Below are 26,185 nucleotides of genomic sequence, written 5' to 3'. Positions count from 1 at the left end.
AATTTTGTTTACTTACAAATCCAACGAAAAGGTGCGCTTAACAATTAGTTAATATAGTATAATAGAATATAAATGATCTCAAATATGGCTATTTATAGAAATTAACCATAGGCTTAGGAAATAGTGGTACTTTTTTAAGAAGTCATACTTTAATAACCGAAAAATTGGTAGCATCTTTGTCTTTAAATAGGAAGACCTATCTAACTTGATGAGTTGCTCAAAGCTACAAACCAAATCTATCACTTCTATGTCAAAACGATTACTGCATTTTAAGGCAGCCTTTGTGCTTGTCAGCAGTATGCTACTGTCCGTACTCGGTGGGAGCGCGGCATTAGCGCAGGTTACGACCGCAGTTATTAATGGGCAGGTCAATGACGATAAAGGCGCTCCACTGCCGGGTGCTACAGTTGTCGCTATCCACGAACCGTCGGGTAGCCGGTATGGTACAACAACGAATGCTTCAGGCCGGTACACACTTCCTGGTGTTCGGGTAGGTGGTCCTTTCAGAATTACGACTACGTTCGTTGGTTTCAAGGATCAGGTAAAAGACGGCGTATTCACTAGCCTCGGTACGGCTGCTGACGTTAATTTCAACCTGTCCGATGCTAGTTCACAGTTGCAGGAGATTGTTGTGTCAGGTACTCGGAGCGATATTTTTAGCTCGGAGCGGACGGGAGCTGCCGCGTCGTATGGTCGCCAAACCATTAACACGATTCCAACGCTAGGTCGTACGATCAACGACATTACGAAGTACAACGCCTACGGAAATGGTCAGTCATTCGGTGGTCAGGACCCCCGTTTCAACAACATCACTATTGATGGTGCTGTTTTCAACAACGGTTTTGGTCTGGGATCATCCGCTATTGCCGGTGGACGGACGGGTACAACAGCCGTTTCGCTTGACGCTTTAGACGAAATTCAGCTGAACGTAGCGCCTTACGACGTTCGTCAGACCGGTTTCTCGGGAGCTGGTATCAACGCAGTAACGCGCTCTGGAACGAATGATTTTTCGGGGTCGGTTTATTACCTGTTCCGTAACAACAGCCTAGCAGGTAAAAAAGCAGACGGTAGAGATCTTCCGCCAGTTACGATTGACCAAAAGACGAAAGGCTTCCGGATTGGTGGTCCGATCATCAAGAATAAACTTTTTTTCTTCGCGAACGTAGAGCAGTACAACAGCAGCCAGCCAGCATTGGATTGGGTAGCTGATCGTGGAGCAGGCACCACAGGAAACGTCTCACGGGTAACAGCAGCGGATTTAGACGATCTTAGCCAGTTCATGAAGACGAATTTCAACCGGGATCTGGGCGCTATTGATAACTATAACAACGATGTCAAGAGCATAAAAGGACTCCTTCGTCTTGACTGGAACATTAACGATAACCATAAACTGGCTGTTCGTTATTCGCACCATAACTCGGAGTCTGATCAGTCGATCAGCAACAGTAATAGTAGTGGTACTGCCGGATTTGGTAATCGTACTGGCTATTCTACCGGTGCTTACTCAGGTAATCTGGCTCTTTCTCCGCAGAATACGGGCTACAAAATTGCGGATAACACCCGCTCGATTGCTGTAGAACTGAACTCGACCTTCGGTGGTAAGTTTGCTAACAAACTGGTTGCTACGTACAACAAGCAAATCGAAGACAGAACGTATCGGACCGATATATTTCCGACGATCGACATTCTGAAAGATAATACGACCTACACGTCGATTGGCTTCGATCCGTTTACGCCAAACAACAAGCTGAATTATTCGACCTTGAACATTACGGATAACTTTAGCTATTTCGCTGGCAAGCACACGCTGACGTTTGGTCTGTCTTACGAGAAATACACCTCGAACAACGTATTCTTCCCTGCGTCGAACGGTGTGTATGTGTATAACTCGATCGCTGATTTCAAGACCGCAGCATTGGCTTCAATCACCAATCCTACAGCAACGACTTCTCCTGTAACGGTAAGACAGTATAACCTGCGTTACTCGCTGGTGAGTGGTGAGCCGCTGCAAACGCTGCACCGGAGCACCTACAGTGCCTATGTACAGGACGAGTTCCAGGTCAACCCTGCGTTCAAAGTGATTGCCGGTTTGCGGGCTGATATCTTTGCCTACGATAACTCAACGGCTTCCGCCTTCAACAATCCACGGGTAGAGCGAAGTAAGTACAAAGACGAGAATAATGAAGAGTACAGATTAAACACAGGTGCTTTTCCCAAAGCTCGCTTGCTAATTTCGCCCCGCGTTGGTTTCAACTGGGATGTGAAAGGCGACAAAAAGACACAGATCCGGGGTGGTAGCGGTATTTTCGTATCCCGTATTCCTGAAGTACTGGTGTCGAACCAGCTCGGTAACAATGGTGTAAATACGGGTGTTTATAACTTACAGAACACGAACATTCCATTCGTTACTGATCCTAGCAAATTGCCCGCTGGTATATTGCCAGCCGTCAACACAAACGTTGAGAGCTTGACGGGTTATGCTGTTAACGCAACCGATCCAGAGTTGAAGTACCCAATGGTATGGAAAACAAACCTGGCGGTTGACCAGCGGTTGCCTTGGGGACTGATCGGAACGGTTGAAGTGATTTACAACAAGACAATCCAGGCGCTTCGTTACATTGACGCTAACTTAGCTACGCCAACCCGTCAGTTAAGTGGTCCTGATACCCGTAATCTTTTCCCAGCCTCGGGCCTAACGGGTACCAACGCAATCAATACGGCTCGTTACATCAACTATCCGTATAACACGAACGCGTTCGTTCTGAAGAACACAAACGTAGGTAATTCGTACACATTTACGGGTAAGCTTGAAAAACCTGCCGTGAATGGTTTGGGCGGAATGCTGGCGTACACCTACGGCCAAGCGAGAGACTTGCAATTGGTAGGTAGCACGGTTGTTGGTAACACGCCGACTGTACAGGGCCAGAACTACCTGACCATGTCGTATGGCGACAATGACCTGCGTCATCGGATCATCGGCTACGCAAACTACCGGTTGAACTACGGTGGTAAGTTCGGTGGCTCGACAACCTTTACGCTGGGTATGCAATCGACCAGTGGTTACAAAGCGTCTTACGTAGTGGGTGGTGATTTGAACAGCGATGGTCAGACAAGCAATGACCTGATCTACGTACCAAGAAACGCGTCTGAATTGAATTTCTCGGCACTGACCGTAGGATCTGGTTCGTCGGCAGTAACGTACTCTCCCGAACAGCAACAGGCTGCTTTTGAAGCGTACATCAACGGCAACGATTACCTGAAAAGCCGTCGTGGTCAATACGCTGAGCGGAACGGTGGTTATGCGCCCTGGTTGACTCGCTTCGACTTCACGGCAATCCAGGAGTTCTACGTACGTACTGGTTCTAAAGGCACGCGTCATACCATCCAATTCCGGGCCGACATCCTGAACGTTGGTAACCTGCTGAACAACAAGTGGGGTGTAGGCTGGCAGAATACGTCATCAAGCCCACTGTCGCTGGCAAGTGTTAGCGCAGCTGGTGTGCCAACCTACCGCATGGGAACGCAGTCGATCGTTGAGAACGGCACGACCAGAACGATTCTGCTGAGAGATTCATTTGTTAAAAATATTACGATTGATAACGTTTGGCAGGCTCAGCTTGGCGTTCGTTACCTCTTCTAGTCGATTTCAAGTGATTAGAAAATCCCCCGTTATCGTACTGATGCGGGGGATTTTTGTTTTTAGCTGTAGAACCTGACCAAATCGGTTTATGCTTGGTTATCGTCTGCTCATCATACTGTTAGCCAGCTGGCCGTTTTGCACCGCTACGGCTCAGCAAATAGGCCAATCGCTACCTGTCTGGAGACAGGGTTATCTGGACATACACCATATCAACACTGGGCGGGGAAATGCGACATTCGCTATCTTACCTGATGGCACGACGCTCTTGATTGATGCCGGTTCGGTTAATCCAATCGACTGGCGGACAAACAAGCCCCGTAATTTGCCCATCAAACCGAACGGCGACCGGCATGCAGGGGAATGGATCGCGCGGTACATCAGAAACGTCCTCCGTCCGCGACATAATCCAGCGATTGACTACGCCGTCATCACGCATTTTCACGATGATCATATGGGTTCGCCGGCTCACAGGGCTAGTAAATCGGCGGAAGGCTATATACTGACGGGCATTACCGAAGTTGCCGAATTTGTTCCGATCCGAACAATGTTAGACCGGGGTTGGCCAGACTATGACTATCCCCGTTCACTAGCCAGCGATTCGATGGTTATCAACTATCGACAGTTCCTTCGCGCCCAGGTTAAGAAAAAAGGCCTGACGGTAGAGCGATTCAAACCGGGACGAAACGATCAAATTACCTTGCTGAAAAAGCCGAAGCGGTACTGGAAGCTGTTCGAAATCAGAAATGTGGCGGCTAATGGTAAAATCTGGAGTGGTAAGGATACAATAACGCGCGAGCTATTTCCTGATTTGAAGACAATAGCGCCTGCTCAGTATCCCAACGAAAACATGTGTAGTCTCGCATTAACCGTCCGCTATGGCGATTTTAAGTACTTTGCCGGTGGTGATCTAACGGGCGTGTTGCAATTTGGTGAACCCCAATGGCATGATGTCGAAACGCCAGTTGCACAAGTCGTTGATTCCATAGACGTTCAGGTGCTGGATCATCATGGGTATGCCGATTCGGAAAACGGGACTTTGCTGGCTCGTCTGAAACCAAGGGTGCTTGTCATCCCAGCCTGGGCCGCATCGCATCCTGGAAGAGATGTTCTCGAACGTCTCTACTCGAAACAAACCTACGCTGGTCCGCGCGATGTCTTCGTAACGAATCTGCTTGACAAGACCAAAGTCGCCCTTGGCAATCTGGCGGATCGACTAACTAGTACGTCAGGTCATGTGTGTGTCCGCGTTGATCCTGGAGGCAAAGCATACCGCGTGTTTATTCTGGATGATCGGGACGAGTCGCTTCGCATTAAAGCTGTGCATGGGCCTTATGCAGCAAAATAGACACTAGTGGATTGTTTCTATTTTTTCAGTGGAGTCGGTTTCTCAAAACCGACACAGATTACTGTAAAGTGTCGGTTTTGAGAAACCGATTCCACTGAAAAAATAGATGTTTTTTTATTGTTCCTTCGGAATGATATAGACCGTACAGCAACAAATTTTCAAGCACCCTCTTAAACATGAAAAAGAGACGTAAAGCGCGTGTTTTAGGTATTGTGTGTTACTGCTTCGCACTGCTTGGCCTTGTTTCGGGCGAATCCGTCGCACAAGCCGTTGACCGATTTAAGGACAGTAAAACGATTGATGATTTTCTGCAATACCGCTCTGATCGAAAACGGCCATTTATACTGGCACACCGGGGTGGGCCGGGCGCGTCGGATACGGAAAATTCGATTCCAACGTTCAACCAAACCGCCAGTGTGTTACCCAATGCTATCCTGGAAATGGATGTGCGAATCACCCGCGACAGCAATTACGTGCTGCTGCACGATCCTACTTTAGATCGGGAGTCGAACGCAACGGGACCGGTAGCTGAGTGGTCGCTTCCTGATCTGAAAAAGATCTTTCTGAACGATTTATCCGGGAAACGAACCCAGCAACGGATGCCAACCTTCGATGAGGTTTTGGACTGGAATAAGAATCGGTATGTGCTGGCGCTCGATGTGAAGCCGGGGACTGACCCTATTAAGGTCATGGACAAAGTACTGAAGCATCGGGCGGAGTATTCGGTTTTTGTGATTTGCTACTCGGTTGCTGAAGCGCAACGGATGCGGGACCGTTTTCCATTACTTTGGCTGGCGGTAGGCGTTAACAGCATGGCCGATCTAGACCGGTTTGAGAAAGAAAAGCTACCCGCAACAGGCCGATTAATTGCGTTGACTCCGCAGAAACTACAACCCGCTACGTTCTATGAGCGATTGCATAAACTCGGTATGCTCTGCTCTGTCGGTACGTACGGAGCGAATCAACTGGACGAGAAACCGTTAGAAGAGGCTGCTGCTGGATACCGCGAACTATTCCGGCAAGGAGGGGACATTATTACAACTGATCGTCCCAAAGAGGTAGCTCCCTTGTTCTAGCGAAACGTTCTCGTTACCACGCTATTGGCTGTTCTTTGGTTTTAGTACATCGGTCCCAGCCTGATAACCTGAAACAATCATTCGACCAATATCGTCGGAAGTGAATTTCATTAGGTTGAAGAAAAGTGGTTCCGTAGGGCGAATAATCGTTAGATTGAGATTACGACCGTGAAGGTGCTCTCGTTCCGCGTAACGTTCAGCCCAAGCGATATCGTTATTAACCAACTGATTGACCGTAATGTCCTTTACCCGGTCCATCAGATTCAATATATTCCGGTAATTGAATTTCTCGTTGTAAATCTTTCGGGCGTGGCAGGCTGCGCAGGCAATGTCTGTCGCGCCATCTTCGATAGCTACACGAAGCGGAGCTACTTCGCGCAGGCCACCGTCCAGAAAGGCTCGTCGGTGGTCACCCCCAATTTGCACCGCAGGCATGAGAAAAGGTAGTGAGCTACTTGCATAGACATAATCCAGAAAGTTAGGGTCCTGCGCATCGGCATAGCGCATATCGCCTTCGATGATGTCCACGGCTCCGACCTTAATCTTCACGGGGCCATTTTTGATAGCCTCCATGTCCACATGGTTACGGATCAGGTTTTTGATGGGCGAGTTATCGAGCAAGCCATCGAACCGGCGGATAAGCGTGTTGTAACCCAACCGAAACCGCGACCGAATGACGGCCACATCGTCGGGCTTGGTTATGTTTCGAATCCAGAATTCAATCAGGTATTTGCCTACTTTCTCCCAGTTTATCGTTCCCGTTTCTGCGTGCTGGCGGGCGGCCTCATTGGCAATAAAGGTGGCATTAAGACTACCCACTGAAATCCCGTACAGCTGATCGGGGACAAAGCCTGATTCGAAAAGAGCCATCACAGCCCCGGCCTGGAAAGCCCCTTTCAGTGAGCCTCCGCCTAAAACAAGGGCTCTGGTAACGTTAGGTTCGGACGTAACTGCTGTAGGATGAGGAGTTGGTGGGACCGGATTGTTAATCATGTAAGCCGCATTTGGTTCAGGTAGATGGGCGGAAAGTTGACAGTTTTTACGCTATAAACAAAAGAAAACAGATTATAAAATGGTCGGAAGGGGTGCGGCTTTTATGACCGGCTTTTTCGGCGTCTGCACTTTCCTTGCTATACTTGCCGAAAATTTAATCGATAGTCTCGATTTGATGGTTGTTCAGTAGTCGTCGATGGCACATTCTGCGCTTCTTCATTGTTGACTTAACACGAACCGTTCGTAAAACGACTGTTGATCACTACTTCCAATATGCCTCTTACTGTCGCTGATATACAAGCCCCGATTGCTGCCGAAATGGAGTTGTTTGAGCAGAAATTCCGGGGTCAAATGAAAAGCGACGTTATGCTGCTCGATCAGATCATGAGTTACATCGTGAAGCGAAAGGGCAAACAACTCCGTCCCATGTTCGTCTTCCTGATGGCCGGTGTATGTGGGCAAATCACCGAGTCAACGTATCGGGGGGCATCGCTTATCGAGCTACTGCACACGGCTACGCTAGTTCACGACGATGTGGTCGATGACTCAAACTACCGACGGGGCTTTTTCTCGGTGAATGCGCTCTGGAAAAACAAAGTGGCGGTGCTGGTCGGGGATTATCTGTTATCGCGTGGGCTACTCCTGTCTGTCGACAATGGTGACTTTGAATTGCTTCAGATCGTATCGACAGCAGTACGTGAAATCAGCGAGGGCGAACTGCTTCAGTTGTACAAAGCCCGGCGGTTGGACATTACTGAAGACATTTACTACGAAATTATCCGTCAGAAAACGGCATCGCTGATCGCAGCCTGTTGCGCTGTAGGGGCACGCTCTACCGGTACCGATTCAGAGACGATCGAAAAAGCCCGCACTTTCGGCGAAAAAGTGGGTATTGCGTTCCAGATAAAAGACGACCTTTTCGATTACGGTACTGCGGAAGTAGGTAAACCGCTTGGCATTGACATCAAAGAGAAAAAGATGACGTTGCCGCTCATTTACGCCCTCAACCAAGCTCGTTTTCTGGAAAAGCGCCGGATTATCAACATTGTCAAGAACGACAGCGAGAATCCTAAAAAGGTAAATGAGGTCATTGAGTTTGTCAAGAACTCAGGCGGCATTGAGTATGCTACGGAAGCCATGAACCGTTACGTTGCCGAAGCGCAGGTATTGCTTGATTCTTTTCCTGAGTCGGTTTACCGCCGGTCGTTGCACCAGTTGGTACAGTACACCATCGAGCGCAGTAAATAGCGTTTAACCTTTCTTGTCCTCAACCCCCAGTGCCGACTTCGTTTTTTCTTTGAACAAGCGGTGAAAATCAGGGCTTTCTGTTTTCATCCATTTATCCCAGAACGTGAAATAAAGCCCGTAGTTGAATCGAAACTGCGCGTGATGCAGCCCATGGTGAGTAGCACCGATGAGCCATCGCCCCAGCCAGTGATGATCAAAATCGCGGGGATAAATCTCGGTATTCAGGTGATTGACGGCGCTTGAAAACGTCATGATCATCAGTATAATCCCAACGGCTGAAATATGCAGCGGCAATACAAAGGTCAGTGCCGGAATGACAATAGCCTGTAGCGTGCTTTCGAGTGGGTGAAACGAAAAGGCCGTCCAGGGCGAAGTTGTGATACTGTCGTGATGCGTCTTGTGTACCCACCGATAAACACCCGGTTTGTGCATCCATCGGTGAAGCCAGTAGTAGTATGTTTCGTGAATAAACAGCACGGATAGAATACTGATCGGATACCACCACAGCGGATACGTTTGGGCAGCGGTGTAGATCTGCGTGTAGCCTTTCTGATAAGCGACAATAACAGCCAGGGCAATAGCGGTAAAAATAAGCGATGTCAATACCGACCAGCCAATTTCGCGCCAGTCCTGACCCGGTTTGCGCGGTCGTGTCTGTACAGCCCGGTGCGCAAACTGGTCTTTCATGGACACGTTGAATAACCACCAGAAAAGCAGCGAAAAAAGTACGTACCGCCCGAAAATGGCGATGAAAAACAACAGTCCCGTCAGCCAGAACGTTGCTGGGTTGGTGATCTGAATCATAAACGTTGATACGGTCAAATTAGCCGCTGTAGGCTCAACCGAATCCCTTACTGAATGTTGGAAATTCTATTGTTTTGGTAAGCAAGCGATCCCGACCAGTCAAAATCGCCTTTGTGGCAACGTTTGGCTTAGTTGGTCTGCTCAATGGAATGTTTGTACCTTTGCGCAAAGTGACCCTAATTAAATTCGAACGGCTCCATGCGCCTATATTCTCCTCTTTTATTACTAGGTCTACTGGCAGCAACCAGCTTTGCACAAACCAGAAAAACAACTGCATCAGTACCAGCTGGCGCTCAGCAGCGAGTAGATCCTCGGGCGTTGGCCCGGCCAAAACTCGTTGTCGGTATCGTAGTTGACCAGATGCGCTACGATTACCTGTATCGGTACTACACTAAATTCGGTACGGGTGGCTTTCGGCGCATGATGGATGGCGGGTTCAACGCTCGGAATAATCACTACCATTACGCGGCTACTTACACGGGACCCGGACACGCGGCTATCTATACCGGTTCGGCTCCGGCGTTGAACGGCATTGTCGGTAATGATTTTTACGAGCGGAACGTTGGTCGGTTGATGTACTGCGCCGAAGACACAACCGTCAGCACGGTTGGTAACACCGGAAACGCTGGTAAAATGTCGCCCCGCAATTTGCTCGTGACAACCATTGGCGACCAGCTTAAACTCGCTACCGACGGTCAGGCGAAAGTAGTTGGCATTGCGTTGAAAGACCGGGGTGCTATCTTGCCCGCTGGTCATGCCTCCGATGCCGCTTACTGGTTCGATTCGAAAGACGGTAATTTTATCAGCAGTACGTTTTATCAGAAAGACCTGCCCAAGTGGGTTCAGGATTTCAACGCGCGTAAACTACCCGAACAATTCCTCGGTCAGAAATGGGAGCCTGTTCTACCGATGGATCAGTATACCGAAAGTACCGTTGACGACGAGCCGTACGAGTCGATTCTGGCGGGTGAAACCAAATCTATTTTCCCGCACTCGTTTAACGCGATTCAGGCCGGCGGTAGTAAGTACGAACCGTTGAGAACGAGCCCGTTCGGTGACCAGATCACCAAAGAGTTTGCGCTTGCTGCGATCAAAGGGGAGCAACTTGGTCAGCACAAAGTAACTGACATGCTTTGCCTGAGCTTTTCGTCGCCCGATTATATCGGTCACGCATTTGGTACCCATGCTATCGAAACGGAGGACAATTACATCCGGCTTGACCGTCAGTTGGCGGACATTTTTGCGCAACTTGACGCCACCGTTGGAAAAGGGCAGTGGCTGGCATTTCTCTCCGCCGATCATGGGGTCGTTGACGCACCGGGTTTTTTGCAGCAGTACCGGATTCCATCAGGTTTCAAAGGCTACGGCGAAATTGGCGATATCGTAAAAGCGACGCTTGAAAAAGCCTACGGTCCGGGTCAGTGGATGCTTTCGTACATCAACCAGCAGGTGTACCTAAACCATGCGTTGCTGATCGAGAAGAAAATTGCTATTCAGGATGTTTACGAGTTGCTAAGAAGCGCTCTTTTGAAACAACGGGCTATTGTTAACGTCGTTAACCTGCATAATCTTGGCGCGGAAGCGTTGCCACTACTTCAGGAGAATTTATTTCGGAATGTGTACCATCCTAACCGCAGTGGTGATTTCTACGTAATGCAGCCATCGGGCTGGCTGGAGGGGCGAAATAGGGGTACAACGCACGGTACAACCTACGCCTACGATACACACGTACCGTTCCTGATGTACGGCTGGGGTGTACGCCCCGGACAGACGCTACGCCGAACGCACATTCACGACATTGCGCCTACCATTACGGCCCTGCTGAGTCTTCTTGAACCTAACGGCTGCATCGGCAACCCCGTAGAAGAAGCTATTGCGAAATAAAAGTAAAAAAGGGTGAGCGCGCGAATCGATGGCCGTGTGAGTAAACGCTCAGACAGTCATTGATTCGCGCTTTCGCTTTATCACGAATTGACAAAGGCTACTTCTTTGAAGGCAAAGTAACGAATCAAGCCACCTTCTGAAATTGCTAAGCGGCCAACGGCGTCGATGCCGATGATTGTTCCCCGAAACCGGATTCCGTTACTTTCGAATGGATGCTCTTCCTGATAGCGAAACAGTGTTTGCAGGTAGTCTACCTTTATCGTATCCCGTTGGCCCGACCGTAATTGGAGGTAGCGCTGTTCAATCTTTTCGCAAAGTGAACGGAGCAGTCCAGGCAAATCGTAGTTGTCAGGCAAAGGAGCCTGTTGCTGCAACGAGGTGGCCGTTGGGTAACTAAATTCTGTCTGGTTGACGTTTAGCCCGATACCGATAATTGACCAGGCAATGCCCTGACCGTGCAAAATGTTCTCAATTAGTATACCACCGAGCTTTTGATCCTCTACGTATATATCATTGGGCCACTTGATACGGAGTGAATTACCAATAAGTGGTTTTAATGTATCGTAAATACCGAGCGAAATAGCCATGTTAAGCCAGAACTGCTCGGTGGGCATCAGAAAGGATGGTTTAAGAATCAGCGAAAATGTCAGGTTTTGTGCCGACTTTGCCTCCCATACGTTACCACGTTGACCGCGACCCGCCGTTTGCTGGTCAGTTACGACAAGAATACCCTCTGCTGGGTCTTGCTGGGCAATCAAAATAGACGCTTCATCGTTAGTAGACTGACAGCTTGGCAGGTATTTAATTATTTGCCCGACAAAAAGAGTTTTGGGATAGATTTTGTACAAAATATTGTATAGTTTAGTAGTAGGAAGTCGATGAATGGTGCTCTGGATAGTATACAGTCCATTTGATGAAGTACCCGCTGGTTGACTTATCGTGCAATGTTAAACCGAAAGCATGAGAATTAACAAAAGCAATGAATTTTCGCCCGAGCAGATCCGTGATTTTGTCGTACGCGGCATGCTCGAAAAGAAAGCGCAGGATATTGTCGTAATGGACCTGCGGAATGTTAAAAATGCCATTTGCGACTACTTTGTACTTTGTTCGGGTAACTCCGACACGCAGATTGACGCCATCTCGACTTCGATAGAAGAAGAAGTTTATAAAGCTAGCCACCAGGACCCCTGGCACAAGGAAGGTAAATTAAACCGGGAATGGATTTTGCTGGATTACGTGGATGTGGTTGCCCACGTATTTAAAAAAGACCGCCGGTCGTTTTACGATCTCGAACAACTCTGGGGCGACGCCGAAATTCAGCATATTGACGAAAGTATGCTGTCGGTAGCAAGCTAGAAGAAGGTCTTAATTAACCGCTTATCGGACGGACAAACCGTCTGTCCGAACCGTTCCGTTATAGAAACATTCGTCTTCTAAACGGTGTTACTGTTAAAATCCGTTATGTACAACCTGAGGAAATGTCAGAAAACAATAATAGAAATCCATTAGTACCCCGTGGTGGTCCAAGAAAGCCTAACTTTCAGGGGTGGATTGTTGCGCTGTTAATCGCAGCTATTCTGGGCATCACGTTCTTCAACAAAAGCTCCTCGACACACGATATTTCGCAAAAGCGTTTCGAGCGTATGGTGAAGGAACGTGAGGTAGCCGATGTTATCGTCGTTAACGATAAGATTGCCGAAGTAACGCTTACGCAGCAGGCAGCTCAGAGTCCGAAATACCGGAACATGTTTGCTGACAAACCCTATTTTGGTACGAGTCACGGGCCTCATTTTCAGTTTCAGGTTGCTTCTGGCGAATCGTTCAAAAAAGATCTGGACCAATTGCAGCAGGGTGTACCTGACAATGAAAAGATCGACTATAAGTTCGAGACGCGGAGTGACTTTGGCAGTATCATCAGTACCTGGGGCTTCCTGATTGTCATGATCTTGGCTATGTATTTCTTACTGGGCCGTATGTCTGGAGCAGGAGGGCCTGGTGGTCAGATCTTCAACATTGGTAAATCGAAAGCCGCCCTGTTTGACGCTGATAACAAAGTAAAGATCACGTTCAACGATGTAGCTGGTCTGGACGAAGCGAAAGAAGAGATCAAAGAAATAGTCGACTACCTTAAGAATCCTACCAAGTTTACGAAGCTTGGTGCTAAAATTCCTAAAGGCGCGCTGTTGATTGGCCCTCCGGGTACGGGTAAAACCTTGCTGGCGAAAGCCGTTGCCGGTGAAGCTGGTGTTCCATTCTTCTCGTTGTCGGGTTCTGACTTCGTCGAAATGTTCGTCGGTGTGGGTGCTGCCCGCGTTCGTGACTTGTTCAAGCAGGCTAAAGAGAAAGCGCCTTGTATCATCTTTATCGATGAGATCGACGCAGTTGGTCGCTCGCGGGGCCGTGGTTCCATGCCCGGTGCCAATGACGAGCGCGAGAACACGCTGAACTCACTGCTCGTTGAGATGGATGGCTTTGCTACGGACTCAGGTATCATTATCCTGGCCGCAACGAACCGTCCTGACGTACTTGACTCCGCTTTGCAACGTCCTGGCCGTTTTGACCGTCAGATTAGCATTGATAAGCCAGATATCGTTGGTCGTGAAGCGATCTTCCGTGTACACCTGAAGCCAATTAAACTGGCAGCAGACGTAGATCCGAAAGAATTGGCTGCGCAGACACCTGGTTTTGCCGGAGCCGAGATTGCCAACGTGTGTAACGAAGCGGCTCTGATTGCTGCCCGGAGTGACAAAGAGGCAGTGGACATGAAAGATTTCCAAGATGCGATGGATCGTGTTATTGGTGGTCTGGAAAAGAAAAACAAGCTGATTTCGCCTGAGGAAAAGGAAATTGTTGCTTATCACGAAGCTGGGCATGCTGTATCAGGCTGGTTCCTCGAGCATGCCGACCCACTCGTAAAAGTAACGATCGTACCGCGTGGCGTAGCCGCGCTTGGTTATGCGCAATACCTGCCGCGTGAGCAGTACTTGTACCGTACTGAGCAACTCATGGATGAGATGTGCATGGCGTTAGGCGGACGGGCCGCAGAAGATATCATCTTCGGTAAGGTTTCGACGGGTGCGCTGAGTGATCTGGAGCGTATTACCAAGCTTGCTTACAGCATGGTGACGATGTACGGTATGAACGACAAAATCGGTAACGTATCGTTCTACGACTCCAAGCAATCAGACTATGCCTTCAACAAGCCTTATTCGGAAGAAACGGCGAAGCATATTGACGAGGAAGTTCGTAAGATTGTTGATATCGCTTACACACGCACCAAGGACATGCTAACCGATAAGCGTCAAGAGTTAGAAGTCATTGCTAAAGAATTACTCGAGAAAGAGATTCTTTATCAAAACGATCTAGTTCGGTTAATCGGCAAACGTCCATTCGAGCGTGAAACGGTCTACCAAGCTTATAAGAACAAAGGTGTTGCAGAAGAAGTGAAAGAAGAAATCGGTAAAGAAGCAAAACCTGCTGAGACCGAACCAGAATCGCTTCCTTTGTAAGATAGAATAAGTAAACAAGAAGGCCCGTATTTGAGAATGCGGGCCTTCTTGTTTTATGCAAAACACCTTATTTTTTTCCAAGCTCAATCGCTTGCATATCGGCAATGCGCCCATCATCAAGCGTAAATCGTAAAGCTGTCCGCATTTGATGAAAACCCGTTTTACCAGCTGCGCCTGGATTCATAAAAAGTAGATCGTGCATTTTCGCGTCACGTACGACTTTCAAAATATGGGAGTGTCCACACACAAATAGATCCGGAGGGTTTAATTGCAGATTGGGCCGGGTTATCGGGTTGTACTTTGGTGGTGTTCCTCCAATGTGGGTCATCCAAATATCAAACCCTTCCAGGTGAAATCGTTGATGAGCGGGTAGATCGTTGCTTTCACGATCAATGTTTCCGCAGACAATACGAAGTGGCCGAAAAGCACGTAATTGCTCTACAATGGACAATGACCCGACATCTCCTGCATGCCATACTTCATCGCACTGATCAAAATGAGTGAAGATTTGCGGGTCTAAAAAGCTATGGGTATCTGAAAGTAAGCCTATGCGGGTCATTAGTGAGGAGCCTGATGCGTTGTGGATCGTTGGCCGTGAAAAATAAACCGCTACGGGTTCTATATGTTGTCAGTGGAAAATTGTTTAGGGAAAGATTTGCTCTTTCAGTTCAGCACGGATGCGTTTTTTGTCAATCTTGCCAACACTGGTCTTCGGAATTTCCGAAACAAACAAGATCCGGTCGGGCATATACCATTTGTGTAATTCGCCCCGTTCAATTTGAGACTGCAAACGTGCTTTGATGCCTTCTGCTGTTAAGTCATAGCCCGGTTTTTGGACAATAAGCGCATAAGGCCGTTCTCCCCAGCGTTCGTCGGGCAAGCCGACAACAGCGGATTCTGCTACACCCTCGACCTGAGATAAAACGTCTTCCATATCCAGGGAAGAAACCCACTCACCACCCGTTTTGATCACGTCTTTGGTTCGGTCAGCGATGACGACCCAGTGGTCAGGCGTTATGCTGGCAACATCGCCGGTATGCAGCCAGCCGTTACGCCAGAGTTCGGCTCCCCGTTCATCATCGTTGTAATACCCTTGTGTTGTCCAGGGCGTTCGAACGACAATCTCGCCAAGCGATTGGCCATCATGAGCGACAAACTGTCCGGTATCGTCCATAAGTCTAGCTTCCACAAAAGGCGCAATGCGACCCGCGCGCGTACGCAAATCAATCTGTTCGTCAAGCGGTAGCGTCCGCTCGCTATCGTTTAAATACACAACTGATAAGATGGGTGCCGTTTCAGACATGCCATAGCCTGACGTTATGTTGATGCCCAGATCCATAGCGGCTTTGGCAAGTCCTTTTGTCAATGCAGAACCACCAATCAACACGCTCCAGCGGCTCAGCTGGTCACGGAATTTCTGCGCAGTGGGGCTGCTGACGAGCATATTCAGAATGGTAGGAACGCAATGCGACAGTGTGACGCCTTCGGTAACGAGCAACTTCAGGAGCATTTCAGGTTCGTAACGGCCTGGATAAACTTGTTTTGCCGCCATGATCGTAGCCAGAAACGGAAAGCCCCAGGCATGAACGTGAAACATGGGCGTAATAGGCATGTACACATCCGTTCGCGATTTGAACGGGAGTGCTTCGTAGCCGATCAAATAAGTCAGCAGACTCATTGTGTGCATGAACAACTGCCGGTGCGAAAAATAAACGCCTTTAGGATTGCCCGTGGTGCCCGTTGTGTAGAACGTAGTGGCCCACGTGTTTTCGTCAAAATAGGGAAAATCAAACTGATCGGGAGCATCACGGAGCAGGGCTTCGTACTCCCCCACAAAGCCCGCAGGCACCTGACCAACAGCATTCAGGTCGGTATATACTTTATCGCTTATAAGGACAAAGGTTTCGACGGTTGTTAATTGGTCTTTTATGGCATTGAGGATCGGCAGAAAATCTTCGTGAATCAGCACAATGTTATCCTGCGCATGATTCATGGTGTACAGGATTTGCGCGGGGGATAAGCGGACATTGACCGTATGGAGAATAGCACCAATGCTCGTTACACCGAAAAAACATTCGAGATACCGATGGCTGTCCCAGTCTAACACCGCAACCGTATCGCCCGGTTTAACACCGAGTCCGGTCAAAACATTAGCCAACCGACGCACCCGTTTGTTGAATTCGATGTAATTCATCCGGAATAAATCCCGATAAACAATTTCACGATGTGGCTCGTACTTAAGCGACTCCGCTAATATGTTTTTTATAAGCATTGGCGGCTCAAATGCCTCAGAAGTACGCGGAATCAGTTTCGTCTGGATCATGATTCATGAATAGTCTTTTCTAAGAAACGTAAAAATGAACAATAGTTTGAACTATCAATAGAAAAAATAGAACTAATTGCGAAGGTGAACAGGGGAAGTTGCTGGCATGATCCATGCACGCATGACAAAAGAGAAAGTGAGTAAGTAACTGGCCAAGCCATATCGACTATTCAGCCGGGCCATACAAGAAGTAACACCGTTTTTTAATTGTTATGAACACGATTGATTTGGTGGCGCTTGTCTAACGGCGTTATCTTCACATACTATTTGGTAGGGGGGCGTTTCTGAGCGTTCACAACGACTTGTCCTGAAGAAATCCGCTTACTCTAACAAAAAAACCGCAAATTGCGGCTTATACAACGTTACAAACAGTTATCACAAAGATGGTTCTTATTGTTGATGATAGACCAGAAAACATCCTTCCGCTTAAAAAGATCTTAGAGCTTCATAAGTTTTCTGTTGACATTGCAGATTCAGGTGAAGAAGCCTTAAAAAAGATACTCAAAACGAACTACTCTGTCATCATTCTGGACGTACAAATGCCTGGGATGGACGGCTTTGAAGTCGCTAACGCAATAAGTGGGTTTAGTAAGTCGAAGGACACATCCATTATTTTTCTGTCGGCTGTCAACACTGAGAAAAAGTTTATTACAAAAGGCTATACATCCGGCGGAATAGATTACCTGACAAAACCTGTTGATCCCGACATTTTGGTGTTGAAGGTCAAAACGCTTCAAAGGCTTTACGAACAGCAGCAGGAACTACGAGCAACGCAGGACTCTCTCCGTAATGAGATTGAGGTAAGAAAGCGGGCGCAGGAAGAATTGGCCGGACGCGTAGAAGAGTTGCGGTTGGTGCTGGCTTCGTTGCCGCAAATGGCGTTTACGGTCGACACGGACGGACGAATCGAATACGCGAATGAGTACTGGTTCGATTACTCAATAGACCCAATGGCTTTTCCCGCTGTTCACCATGATGACGAAGATGTGTGTCGAGAGTGGCCAACCTATTTCGGGAGAGGAATTGAGTTTACGCGTGAAGTGCGTTTGAAAAAGCTTGCTACGGGTGAGTATCGATACCATCTGCTGCGGATTATCCCCATAAAACAGCAAGACGTAACGGTTCGATGGGTGGGTACCTTTACGGATATTCATCCGCAAAAGATGACTACGGAGCTGCTTGAAGAGCAGGTGTCGACCCGAACGAAAGAATTGCTGTTTAAAAATACAGAGCTGGAAACAACCAACCACGAGCTTCAGCAATTTACCTGGGTGGTATCCCACGACCTGAAAGAGCCGTTACGGAAAATACAACTCCTGAACGACCTCATCAAGGATCGGTACTTAAAAGAAAACCCGGAAGCCATTTCTTATCTTGATCGGTCCATTAAGTCATCCGCTCGCTTGTCGAAGCTTATTGATGATCTATTGGCATACTCGCAATTAGCCAAACCGGCGGTGTTCAAGCCAACGAACCTCAATACATTGCTTACCGAGATTTTGGTTGACTTTGAGGACACGATTAGCAAAAAGGGCGCGGTTGTTTCAATCGATTCATTGCCCATAATTGATACGGTACCGGGACGAATCAGGCAAGTCTTCCAGAATCTGATCAGCAATGCGCTCAAGTTCTCTAAAAAAGATGTTGCGCCCGTCATTACCATTAGTGCCGAACTCATTGGTGGTAAAGACGTGAACAGTGAACCCAGTGCCGATGGGCAGTTCTGCCGCATTATCGTCAGTGACAATGGGATCGGATTCGACGAAAAATTCCTGGATCGGATCTTTGTAATCTTCCAACGATTGAACAACCGAACCAGCTACGAAGGTACCGGTATCGGACTAGCCATTGCCAAAAAGAATATTGACAAACATAACGGTGTTATTTCCGCCCAGAGCCGACTGGATGAAGGAACTCGATTTATCCTTGTTCTGCCCGTTCAGCAAGTCAATGAGCCAGTCGCTACCTATTAACGCATTTCTTTCCAAGTAAACATGCCGCACTACTCGACGTCAAACTCGGTGATACGACAGTTGCAGATTGTCTTTTCCATATCAACGATTCTGTTGATTGTCAGTCTTGTTGCTTCGTATTACAGCATTCAGAAGCTTATTACCAATTCCCAATTAGTCAACCACACCAATCAGGTATTAATCGAGTCGGAGAACGTCATCTCTCACGTGAAAGACGCTGAAACAGGACAGCGTGGGTACTTGCTAACGCTTGATCCTCTTTTTTTACAACCTTACAATGGAGCGTATGATAAAGTCACCAACAGTTATAATACTGTAAAGTCGCTTACCGCAGAAAATACGACCCAGCAGAAAAATCTGGCCGAGTTGAAAACGCTGTACGAAGCCAAATTCGAACAGATGCAGCGCATCATCAATCTCACTCGGCGCTATAAAGGCTTTAGTCGCGATACTACTGCGCGCTACGCCGAAATGGTCCGGGGTAAGAAGATAATGGATGGGCTCAGAACAACCGTCAATCGCATAAAGAAAGAAGAGAGTGAGATCTTGAACACCCGTATTGAGCAGCAGCAGATATACATCACGTACACGCCTTTTCTGTTGTTGTTGGCCGCTGCCATTTCGGTGATGATTACCATCAGTACATACCTGCGCATCAAAAAAGACCTTGACGACCGGATCGCCAATCAGCAGAGAGCAGAAGCAGAGTTTAAAGAAACAAACCGGCGAATCGGTGTGATGGAGGACATTACCGGCGATATCGCGGAGGGTAATTATTCCGTGAGGAGTGAGGATACGCGTGACGATGATTTAGGACGGATCGGAAAGGCGCTCAACACCATGTCATCGGCGCTAGAAAGTACTTTTACGGAACTGGAAAACAAAAACTGGTTGCAAACGGGAACGCTGACACTAACGGAGGCCATTCGGGGGGAGCGTGATCTGAAAAAGCTGGCCGATAACCTGATTGAGACGATCAATGGGTACCTACAGGCACCTTTAGGTACAGTGTATATTATTGATAACGATTCGAATTTTAAGCTGATAGGTAGTTATGCCGCCAGCCATGCACCGACAACAATCGTATCGGGAGAGGGGTTAGTTGGTCAGGCGATTAAAGCTAAAAAAACCATCATCATTGAGGACCTGCCTGAGTCGTACTTAGCCGTCAACTCTTCCTTAGGTAACGCACTACCTGCTTCGGTCATAATCGCTCCCTTAGTTTACGCGGACGTATGCCTGGGCGCGTTAGAAATCGGGCTTCTACGCAAGCCCAGCCCGATGGAAATTACTTTATTAGAGTCTAACCTGGATGCGCTGGCAATCGGGATTAATTCGGCACTGGACTATGTGAAGCTACAAAATTTCCTCGAAGAAACACAGGCGCAGTCGGAAGAATTACAGGCGCAGCATAACGAGCTTGAAAATGTGAATGCTGAACTGGAAGCCCAGGCATTGAAGCTCCAGGCTTCCGAAGAGGAATTGCGCGTACAGCAGGAAGAACTGCAACAGACCAATGCCGAACTTGAGGAACGCAGCTTCCTGCTCGAAGAGAAAAACGAGGAGATTCAGAAAAAGGCCGAAGAGCTGGAAATAAGTACCCGGTACAAATCAGAGTTCCTGGCCAACATGTCGCACGAACTCCGGACTCCCCTGAACTCGATCTTGCTGCTTAGCCGATTACTGTCGGAAAATAACGAAGAGAACCTGACCGACGATCAGGTCGAATACGCCAAAGTCATTCAGTCGTCTGGAAACGGATTGCTTGGCCTGATCGACGAAATTCTTGATCTGTCCAAGATTGAGGCCGGTCAGATGAAGCTAGAGTACATGAGTGTACCAATTCAGGAAATAACGGACGAATTGCAGGCCCTGTTTGGTCCACTGGCTAATGAGAAAAAACTTGAATTTAACGTAGACATAGCGCCAGGATTGCCAGCGGTTATCGAAACGGACAAAATGCGGGTAGGACAGATTCTAAAAAATCTGATTTCCAATGCACTCAAATTTACGTCTTCCGGTAACGTAACGTTGACGGTAAAACGGTCCGAATCAACCGACTCCGGCTTACAGTTTGCTGTTGCGGATACCGGCATTGGCATTCCACCCGAAAAGCAACAGCTCATCTTCGAAGCATTTCAGCAGGCTGATGGATCGACGAAGCGCAAGTACGGCGGAACTGGCTTAGGACTCTCTATCAGCCGGGAGCTGGCTAAGTTGCTCGGTGGCGAAATTACACTGACCAGTAAGGTAAATGAAGGAAGTACGTTCACCATTCACTTGCCGATAGCCAATACGCAGGCAGCTACTCAAACCGATACTACTTACGTAAGCCGACGGCCTGAGCCGACACCCGCACCTGCCCCGGAAGTAAAAGAACCCGAACCGGTTAAAGCTGAATTGGGTAAATACCTCAGTACCGTTATTCCGCCGTCGATTCCTGATGATCGGGATACGATTACGGAAAACGATAAAATAATCTTGATCGTTGAGGATGATACCGGCTTTGCCAAGTCGCTGCTGGATTATTCGCGCAAGAACGGGTATAAAGGCATTGTGGCCGTACGGGGTGATGAAGGGCTTAAACTCGCCGGTGTCTACAAACCGCTTGGTATTCTGCTGGATATTCAATTGCCGGTCATGAGTGGCTGGCAGGTAATGGATGCGTTAAAAGCGGACCCGAAAACCCGACATATTCCGGTGCATATTATGTCGTCGCATAAGCTCAAAAAAGAAAGTATTCTGAAAGGCGCTGTCGACTTCATGGACAAGCCGATGGCTTTTGAGCAAATGCAGGAGGTGTTCAGTAAAATAGAATACGTGCTGAATAGTACCTCTAAAAAAGTACTGATCGTGGAAGACAACCCGAAACATGCCAAGGCGTTAGCGTATTTTCTGGAGTCGTTCAACATCAATTCTGAACTAAAAAGTGATATAACAGAAGGCATACAAGCGCTCAAACAGGAAGAAATCAACTGTGTCATTCTGGACATGGGTATTCCGGATAAAAAAGCGTACGATACACTAGAGGAAGCCAAGAAAAATCCGGGCCTAGAAAACCTGCCGATTATCATCTTCACGGGAAAAAGCCTGTCGATGGCCGAGGAGTTGAAGATCAAAAAATACGCGGATTCAATTATTGTTAAAACGGCTCATTCGTATCAGCGAATGCTGGATGAAGTTTCGCTTTTTCTTCATCTGGTCGATGAAAATAGGAAAGCACCCAGTGCCCTGTCGGATCGAAAGAAACTAGGCGCACTAAGCCAAGTGTTGACGAATAAGACGGTACTTGTAGCGGACGACGATGTCAGAAATATCTTCTCCTTGTCGAAGGCATTGGAGAATTATAAAATGAACGTTGTCACGGCGTTGGATGGAAAAGAAGCGCTGCAAAAATTAGAAGAAAATCCAGCCATTGATCTGGTGTTGCTGGATATGATGATGCCGCAGATGGACGGTTATGAAACGGCTAAAAAAATTCGCGAGAATTATCAGTGGAAATCGTTGCCTATTATCGCGGTTACGGCCAAAGCAATGACCGGTGATCGGGAACGATGCATTCAGGCGGGCGCTTCTGACTATATTACCAAACCAGTCGATATCGATCAGCTAATTTCGTTGTTACGGGTTTGGTTGTACGACCGGGCTTGATAGTAATCGTGTCTTTTGTAAGCGGGCTATTCTTATACAATCTGAAACATGAGTAAGAAACGGGTTTTAATAATTGACGATGATGCAAGAAATATTTTTGCGTTGACGGCCACCCTAAAAGCGAAATCATTCGACTGTGTTTCCTGCAATAGCGCGCAGGAAGCGCTCGATTTATTGAAAACGGATGCGGTAGTTGACATCATTCTAATCGATATGATGATGCCCGAAATGGATGGGTATGAGGCAATCCCTCGGATAAAAAACATTGAGAAGCGTCGTCATACACCCATTATTGCGGTTACTGCACAGGCGATGGTGGGCGACCGGGAAAAGTGTTTAGAGGCCGGAGCAGCCGATTATATTTCTAAACCAGTCGATGTGGACAGGTTGTTGCAACTGTTGCTGCGTGTTTAATTGAGTTACGCAATGATTGAAGAGTCTGAAATTGATTTATTAGTAAATGATCTGTATGAATTGTACGGATATGACTTTACCAACTACGCCAAAGCGTCCTTAAAACGGCGAATTGTCAGGCTTTTAGTGCTGGACAAATTTCCCAGTTTCGCCGAGTTTCGTTACCGAATCCGAACAGACGCGGATTATTTGAAACGATTTGTAGAGGAAATTACCGTCACAGTCACGGAGATGTTTCGTGATCCTTCTTTTTACAAAGTGCTGCGAACCGAAGTCATTCCGACATTAGCCACTAAACCCTTTGTTCGCGTATGGCATGCCGGATGTGCAACCGGCGAAGAAGTTTTTTCTTTGGCTATCTTGCTGAAAGAGGCTAAACTCCTTCACAAATCCTTGCTGTACGCTACCGATCTAAACCCGGCTGCGCTCGAAAAAGCAAAAAAAGGTATTTTTCCACTGGCTCAGATGAAACAGTATTCGGAAAATTACATTGAATCGGGAGGTGTGCAGGATTTTTCTTCCTACTATACCGCTATGTACGGCCAGGTAAAATTTGACGAGTCGCTAGCCGAAAAAATGATTTTTTCCATTCACAATTTAGTGTCAGATCGTTCTTTCAATGAGTTTGATCTTATTCTTTGCCGCAACGTATTGATTTATTTTGATAAGGCTTTGCAAGACCGTGTTTTGAATTTGTTCGACGATAGCCTGGGGCAGCTTGGTTATCTGGCTCTAGGATCAAAAGAGACCTTGAAATTTTCGGCGCTGAAGTCTACGTTTACGCAACTGAACAAGGAAAAAATATGGCGGAAAGTAAGCTGACTATTTCTTGCAAAGCTGTCGTAATAGGCGGTTCGGCAGGTGGTCTCGATGTACTGTTAAAAGTGCTGCCTTCCTTATCGACCTCCTTCTCATTTACCGTAATTATTGTATTGCACCGGAAGAATTCTGTTGATTCGACGCTGGAAAGCTTGTTGGCCAGCAGAACAAAAATTCCAGTGAAAGAAGTTGAGGATAAGGACCAGATAAGTCCAGGAACCATTTACATTGCCCCCGCCGACTATCACCTCCTGATCGAGCCAGATTTGACGTTTTCGCTCGATGATTCCGAAAAAGTGAATTATAGCCGTCCGTCGCTTGACGTAACGTTTGAGTCTGCTGCCGATGTGTTTGGGCCAGACCTGGTTGGTATCTTGTTGTCAGGCGCTAACGCGGACGGTACGCAGGGGTTAGTAGCGGTTAAGAAAGCGGGTGGAACAACGGTTGTGCAAAAACCCGAAACCGCCCAGACTCCCTTTATGCCTCAGCAGGCTATCGCCAATGCGCCCATCGATTCTATTCTGGATATTTCAGAGTTGATTGCTTTGGTGAATTCGTTGAACAAACCCGCTTAAAACAAGTGATCTTGTGTTCGGTCGGGTTGTTTCTGTGCGGTCAGGTTCTCAAACCTGACCGCACAGTTTGATTAGCTTTAGAATTTAGTCGTTCGTCTTCTGCTCTTTCTGTAAAGCTTCCAGTGCAGTTGCCAGATAAACCAATGGCGCGTTCCAGTTAATTGCAATTTCGTTGGATGCGTATGAACAGTCAGCGTCAATAAACACTTCATCGGCCACCGTTGACGTATATCCGGCGCATTTATCCTGTCGGGCCGCATTCGCATTCGTACCGCCCGACAAAAGCCCAGGAACGGGTTCATCGATGCCATCAGCGACGGACGGACGGTGGTGAGGATGCATTGGTGTCTTATCGCCGAAGCCGGTCACGAACGAATAACCAACCGCGTTGCGACCTAACAAATAATCCAGATTGCTCAGCGCATATCGCAAGTATTGGTTTCGCTTTGGCGAATCTGTGAACCGGTACGCTTGTAGGAGGGCAATACCCTGGTTGGCCGCTTCGGCACTGCTCCCCCAGATAAAGTCCTTCGCCGATTTTCCCATTACGGTCTGAAACGCTTGTTTATCCGCGTCCAGGATCAACGAATCTGCAAACGTTGTCAGGTGCTGTTTTACAACTGGCAACGCTTGTTTGCCTGCATCGGTCAATTCATTTCCAAAACGGGCTAATGTGTAATAAGCCAGCGTACGCACCTGTGGCCAGGACGGCAGCGGGGTTTTGGCATCAGGGAACAGATTTACCGCTTTGTAGTAAGAGTCGTCTTTCGTGGTAACGTAAAGCTCAGCAGCTGCCCAAATCCACTCATCGCTGGAAAAATGATCTTCGTAAGAACCCGTTACAACGTCGGGGTCAAACTTAGTATTCATCTCTGATTGCTTGTAAACCGCATTCGGATTTGCTTTAGCCCAAGTCCAGGCTTTTTTCGCAGCGGCTACGCAGGAATCGGCCAGGCCAGGTAGCTCACGATTGTAGGCTTTGTACACACGTCCGGCCTGCGCCATCACTGCCGCAAAGTCCAGAGCCGCCGTAATGCTTTTCTGAACGACATAACGGTCTTTAACCGCTTTGTCGGGCATAACCATTCCGTCGAAGCTAGGATTGGTCAGCTTGTGGTAAACACCACCGTCGGCGGGGTCCTGCATGGTAAGCATCCAGCGTAGGTTCCAGAGCGCTTCGTCGAGCAGGTCAGGAATTTTGTTGGTGCTCTCTGGAATGTTCGTATTTAACGACTTTGTATAGGCCGGAAAATCTTCGTAAAGCGATAGGAGCGTACCCATCGTTATACCCGAATTGACGATGTATTTGTTGTAATCTCCGGCATCGTACCATCCTCTGGGCGACGAAATCACGGCGCCCGCTGGACGGTTTGCCGATGCCGCTGATGGATGAATCAGTACACGTGTGTCGGGATGTCCGGCGGGGCGTGCCCATTTGCCGGCAAATTTGGCGGGTAGGTCGGTTGAGACGCGTTGGTAGTAAAACCCTTTCAGAGCGCCAATGGCGACAGGTTTATGTACATCAGCCCGAATCTCAAACGGGTAGGAGTGGCCGGTTCCCGGAATAACAAGTACGTACATTCCGGCCTTCGTGAATGACGAGAAATTGGCCGTCCGGGTTGTTTTACCCGAAATGACATTCTTACGGGGTTCGCCCAATGTACCTGTAAACAAGGTCTTTTTCAAATCAGGCGTAGCTACCTGAAAAGACCCTTGTGCTTCACCAACGACAACCGCGATTTTTGCTGCGTTCGGGTAATACCCGATTTGATTAAGCCGAATCGATTCGGATAAGGACTGACTTTGGGCGGATAGGCCCAACAGGTTTAATGCGAGGAAGCAAAGGACCGCTGGTTTTAAACGTTTATTCATAACGAATTCAAGTTTGGTATTGGCGTTAACAGCAGTGCCACGCACAAAAATGGGCGTGG

Annotated in this window: 18 protein-coding genes; 12 read left to right on the top strand and 6 right to left on the bottom strand. The window is 47.9% G+C overall.

Features of this window, described 5'->3' with window-relative positions; translation table 11 throughout:
• The first annotated feature begins 247 nt into the window (after positions 1 to 247).
• The 3 genes from M0L20_RS04120 to M0L20_RS04110 all read left to right on the top strand — a co-directional run bounded on the left by M0L20_RS04120 (position 248) and on the right by M0L20_RS04110 (position 6,061).
• Positions 248 to 3,640: a TonB-dependent receptor gene (locus M0L20_RS04120; protein WP_248475843.1), complete on the top strand. Its 3,393-nt coding sequence runs from the start codon at positions 248 to 250 to the stop codon at positions 3,638 to 3,640.
• Between the two features lie 88 nt (positions 3,641 to 3,728).
• Entirely contained in the window at positions 3,729 to 4,985 is a 1,257-nt protein-coding gene (locus tag M0L20_RS04115; protein ID WP_248475842.1) for a ComEC/Rec2 family competence protein, read from the top strand.
• A gap of 176 nt (positions 4,986 to 5,161) precedes the next feature.
• Entirely contained in the window at positions 5,162 to 6,061 is a 900-nt protein-coding gene (locus M0L20_RS04110; protein ID WP_248475841.1) for a glycerophosphodiester phosphodiesterase family protein, read from the top strand.
• A 21-nt stretch (positions 6,062 to 6,082) separates the two neighbouring features.
• Here the strand turns inward: M0L20_RS04110 and M0L20_RS04105 are convergent, their stop codons facing one another.
• Complete coding sequence (locus M0L20_RS04105; RefSeq protein WP_232559589.1) at positions 6,083 to 7,054, bottom strand: patatin-like phospholipase family protein; 972 nt, start codon at positions 7,052 to 7,054, stop codon at positions 6,083 to 6,085.
• Positions 7,055 to 7,327: 273 nt separating this feature from the next.
• On the opposite strand from M0L20_RS04105, the gene M0L20_RS04100 reads away from it, so the two are divergent.
• A complete protein-coding gene (locus M0L20_RS04100; protein WP_232559588.1) occupies positions 7,328 to 8,302 on the top strand; it encodes a polyprenyl synthetase family protein in 975 nt (324 codons plus the stop codon).
• A gap of 3 nt (positions 8,303 to 8,305) precedes the next feature.
• Here M0L20_RS04100 and M0L20_RS04095 read toward each other — a convergent pair whose 3' ends face one another.
• Positions 8,306 to 9,106, bottom strand: a complete 801-nt coding sequence (locus M0L20_RS04095) for a sterol desaturase family protein (RefSeq protein WP_232559587.1) — start codon at positions 9,104 to 9,106, stop codon at positions 8,306 to 8,308.
• Between the two features lie 198 nt (positions 9,107 to 9,304).
• On the opposite strand from M0L20_RS04095, the gene pafA reads away from it, so the two are divergent.
• Complete coding sequence (gene pafA, locus M0L20_RS04090; RefSeq protein ID WP_248475840.1) at positions 9,305 to 10,990, top strand: alkaline phosphatase PafA; 1,686 nt, start codon at positions 9,305 to 9,307, stop codon at positions 10,988 to 10,990.
• Between the two features lie 80 nt (positions 10,991 to 11,070).
• Here pafA and M0L20_RS04085 read toward each other — a convergent pair whose 3' ends face one another.
• Complete coding sequence (locus M0L20_RS04085) at positions 11,071 to 11,838, bottom strand: biotin--[acetyl-CoA-carboxylase] ligase (RefSeq protein ID WP_248475839.1); 768 nt, start codon at positions 11,836 to 11,838, stop codon at positions 11,071 to 11,073.
• A 112-nt stretch (positions 11,839 to 11,950) separates the two neighbouring features.
• Here M0L20_RS04085 and rsfS point away from each other — a divergent pair, with 112 nt between their 5' ends.
• Both rsfS and ftsH read left to right on the top strand, forming a co-directional pair.
• Positions 11,951 to 12,346 (top strand): ribosome silencing factor, encoded by a 396-nt coding sequence (gene rsfS / locus M0L20_RS04080; protein ID WP_232559584.1) that lies wholly within the window; start codon positions 11,951 to 11,953, stop codon positions 12,344 to 12,346.
• A 122-nt stretch (positions 12,347 to 12,468) separates the two neighbouring features.
• Complete coding sequence (gene ftsH / locus M0L20_RS04075) at positions 12,469 to 14,499, top strand: ATP-dependent zinc metalloprotease FtsH (RefSeq protein WP_248475838.1); 2,031 nt, start codon at positions 12,469 to 12,471, stop codon at positions 14,497 to 14,499.
• Positions 14,500 to 14,566: 67 nt separating this feature from the next.
• Here the strand turns inward: ftsH and M0L20_RS04070 are convergent, their stop codons facing one another.
• Entirely contained in the window at positions 14,567 to 15,058 is a 492-nt protein-coding gene (locus M0L20_RS04070) for a metallophosphoesterase family protein (protein WP_248475837.1), read from the bottom strand.
• Between the two features lie 84 nt (positions 15,059 to 15,142).
• Positions 15,143 to 16,822 carry a fatty acid--CoA ligase gene (locus M0L20_RS04065; protein WP_248475836.1) on the bottom strand — a complete coding sequence of 560 codons (1,680 nt, stop codon included), beginning with the start codon at positions 16,820 to 16,822 and terminating at the stop codon, positions 15,143 to 15,145.
• A gap of 383 nt (positions 16,823 to 17,205) precedes the next feature.
• On the opposite strand from M0L20_RS04065, the gene M0L20_RS04060 reads away from it, so the two are divergent.
• From M0L20_RS04060 to M0L20_RS04040, 5 genes are read left to right on the top strand one after another with little or no spacing between them, the layout of a single operon-like run.
• Positions 17,206 to 18,795, top strand: coding sequence for a hybrid sensor histidine kinase/response regulator (locus tag M0L20_RS04060; RefSeq protein ID WP_248475835.1), 1,590 nt, complete (start codon positions 17,206 to 17,208; stop codon positions 18,793 to 18,795).
• Between the two features lie 21 nt (positions 18,796 to 18,816).
• Entirely contained in the window at positions 18,817 to 22,446 is a 3,630-nt protein-coding gene (locus M0L20_RS04055) for a response regulator (RefSeq protein ID WP_248475834.1), read from the top strand.
• 48 nt (positions 22,447 to 22,494) lie between these two features.
• Positions 22,495 to 22,860, top strand: a complete 366-nt coding sequence (locus tag M0L20_RS04050) for a response regulator (RefSeq protein WP_248475833.1) — start codon at positions 22,495 to 22,497, stop codon at positions 22,858 to 22,860.
• 12 nt (positions 22,861 to 22,872) lie between these two features.
• Positions 22,873 to 23,682 (top strand): CheR family methyltransferase, encoded by an 810-nt coding sequence (locus tag M0L20_RS04045; protein WP_248475832.1) that lies wholly within the window; start codon positions 22,873 to 22,875, stop codon positions 23,680 to 23,682.
• Positions 23,664 to 24,254 carry a chemotaxis protein CheB gene (locus tag M0L20_RS04040; RefSeq protein ID WP_248475831.1) on the top strand — a complete coding sequence of 197 codons (591 nt, stop codon included), beginning with the start codon at positions 23,664 to 23,666 and terminating at the stop codon, positions 24,252 to 24,254. The genes M0L20_RS04045 and M0L20_RS04040 overlap by 19 nt, the downstream gene beginning before the upstream one ends.
• 84 nt (positions 24,255 to 24,338) lie before the next feature.
• On the opposite strand, the gene M0L20_RS04035 is transcribed toward M0L20_RS04040, so the two are convergent.
• Positions 24,339 to 26,126 (bottom strand): glycoside hydrolase family 9 protein, encoded by a 1,788-nt coding sequence (locus tag M0L20_RS04035; RefSeq protein WP_248475830.1) that lies wholly within the window; start codon positions 26,124 to 26,126, stop codon positions 24,339 to 24,341.
• Between the last annotated feature and the right edge of the window lie 59 nt (positions 26,127 to 26,185).

The organism is Spirosoma liriopis (assembly GCF_023196085.1).
Taxonomy (GTDB): domain Bacteria; phylum Bacteroidota; class Bacteroidia; order Cytophagales; family Spirosomataceae; genus Spirosoma; species Spirosoma oryzicola.
Note: the sequence above shows the minus strand (reverse complement) of the source record. Positions and strands in the feature narration are given on the sequence as shown.

Excerpts from the sequence above, each read along its gene's own strand:
- M0L20_RS04040 (WP_248475831.1), top strand. The coding sequence starts at position 23,664 with ATGGCGGAAAGTAAGCTGACTATTTCTTGCAAAGCTGTCGTAATAGGC.
- rsfS (WP_232559584.1), top strand. The coding sequence starts at position 11,951 with ATGAGAATTAACAAAAGCAATGAATTTTCGCCCGAGCAGATCCGTGAT.
- M0L20_RS04110 (WP_248475841.1), top strand. The coding sequence starts at position 5,162 with ATGAAAAAGAGACGTAAAGCGCGTGTTTTAGGTATTGTGTGTTACTGC.
- M0L20_RS04060 (WP_248475835.1), top strand. The coding sequence starts at position 17,206 with ATGGTTCTTATTGTTGATGATAGACCAGAAAACATCCTTCCGCTTAAA.
- M0L20_RS04055 (WP_248475834.1), top strand. The coding sequence starts at position 18,817 with ATGCCGCACTACTCGACGTCAAACTCGGTGATACGACAGTTGCAGATT.
- ftsH (WP_248475838.1), top strand. The coding sequence starts at position 12,469 with ATGTCAGAAAACAATAATAGAAATCCATTAGTACCCCGTGGTGGTCCA.
- M0L20_RS04050 (WP_248475833.1), top strand. The coding sequence starts at position 22,495 with ATGAGTAAGAAACGGGTTTTAATAATTGACGATGATGCAAGAAATATT.
- M0L20_RS04105 (WP_232559589.1), bottom strand. The coding sequence starts at position 7,054 with ATGATTAACAATCCGGTCCCACCAACTCCTCATCCTACAGCAGTTACG.
- M0L20_RS04070 (WP_248475837.1), bottom strand. The coding sequence starts at position 15,058 with ATGACCCGCATAGGCTTACTTTCAGATACCCATAGCTTTTTAGACCCG.
- M0L20_RS04095 (WP_232559587.1), bottom strand. The coding sequence starts at position 9,106 with ATGATTCAGATCACCAACCCAGCAACGTTCTGGCTGACGGGACTGTTG.
- M0L20_RS04120 (WP_248475843.1), top strand. The coding sequence starts at position 248 with ATGTCAAAACGATTACTGCATTTTAAGGCAGCCTTTGTGCTTGTCAGC.
- M0L20_RS04045 (WP_248475832.1), top strand. The coding sequence starts at position 22,873 with ATGATTGAAGAGTCTGAAATTGATTTATTAGTAAATGATCTGTATGAA.
- M0L20_RS04035 (WP_248475830.1), bottom strand. The coding sequence starts at position 26,126 with ATGAATAAACGTTTAAAACCAGCGGTCCTTTGCTTCCTCGCATTAAAC.
- pafA (WP_248475840.1), top strand. The coding sequence starts at position 9,305 with ATGCGCCTATATTCTCCTCTTTTATTACTAGGTCTACTGGCAGCAACC.
- M0L20_RS04100 (WP_232559588.1), top strand. The coding sequence starts at position 7,328 with ATGCCTCTTACTGTCGCTGATATACAAGCCCCGATTGCTGCCGAAATG.
- M0L20_RS04065 (WP_248475836.1), bottom strand. The coding sequence starts at position 16,822 with ATGATCCAGACGAAACTGATTCCGCGTACTTCTGAGGCATTTGAGCCG.
- M0L20_RS04115 (WP_248475842.1), top strand. The coding sequence starts at position 3,729 with ATGCTTGGTTATCGTCTGCTCATCATACTGTTAGCCAGCTGGCCGTTT.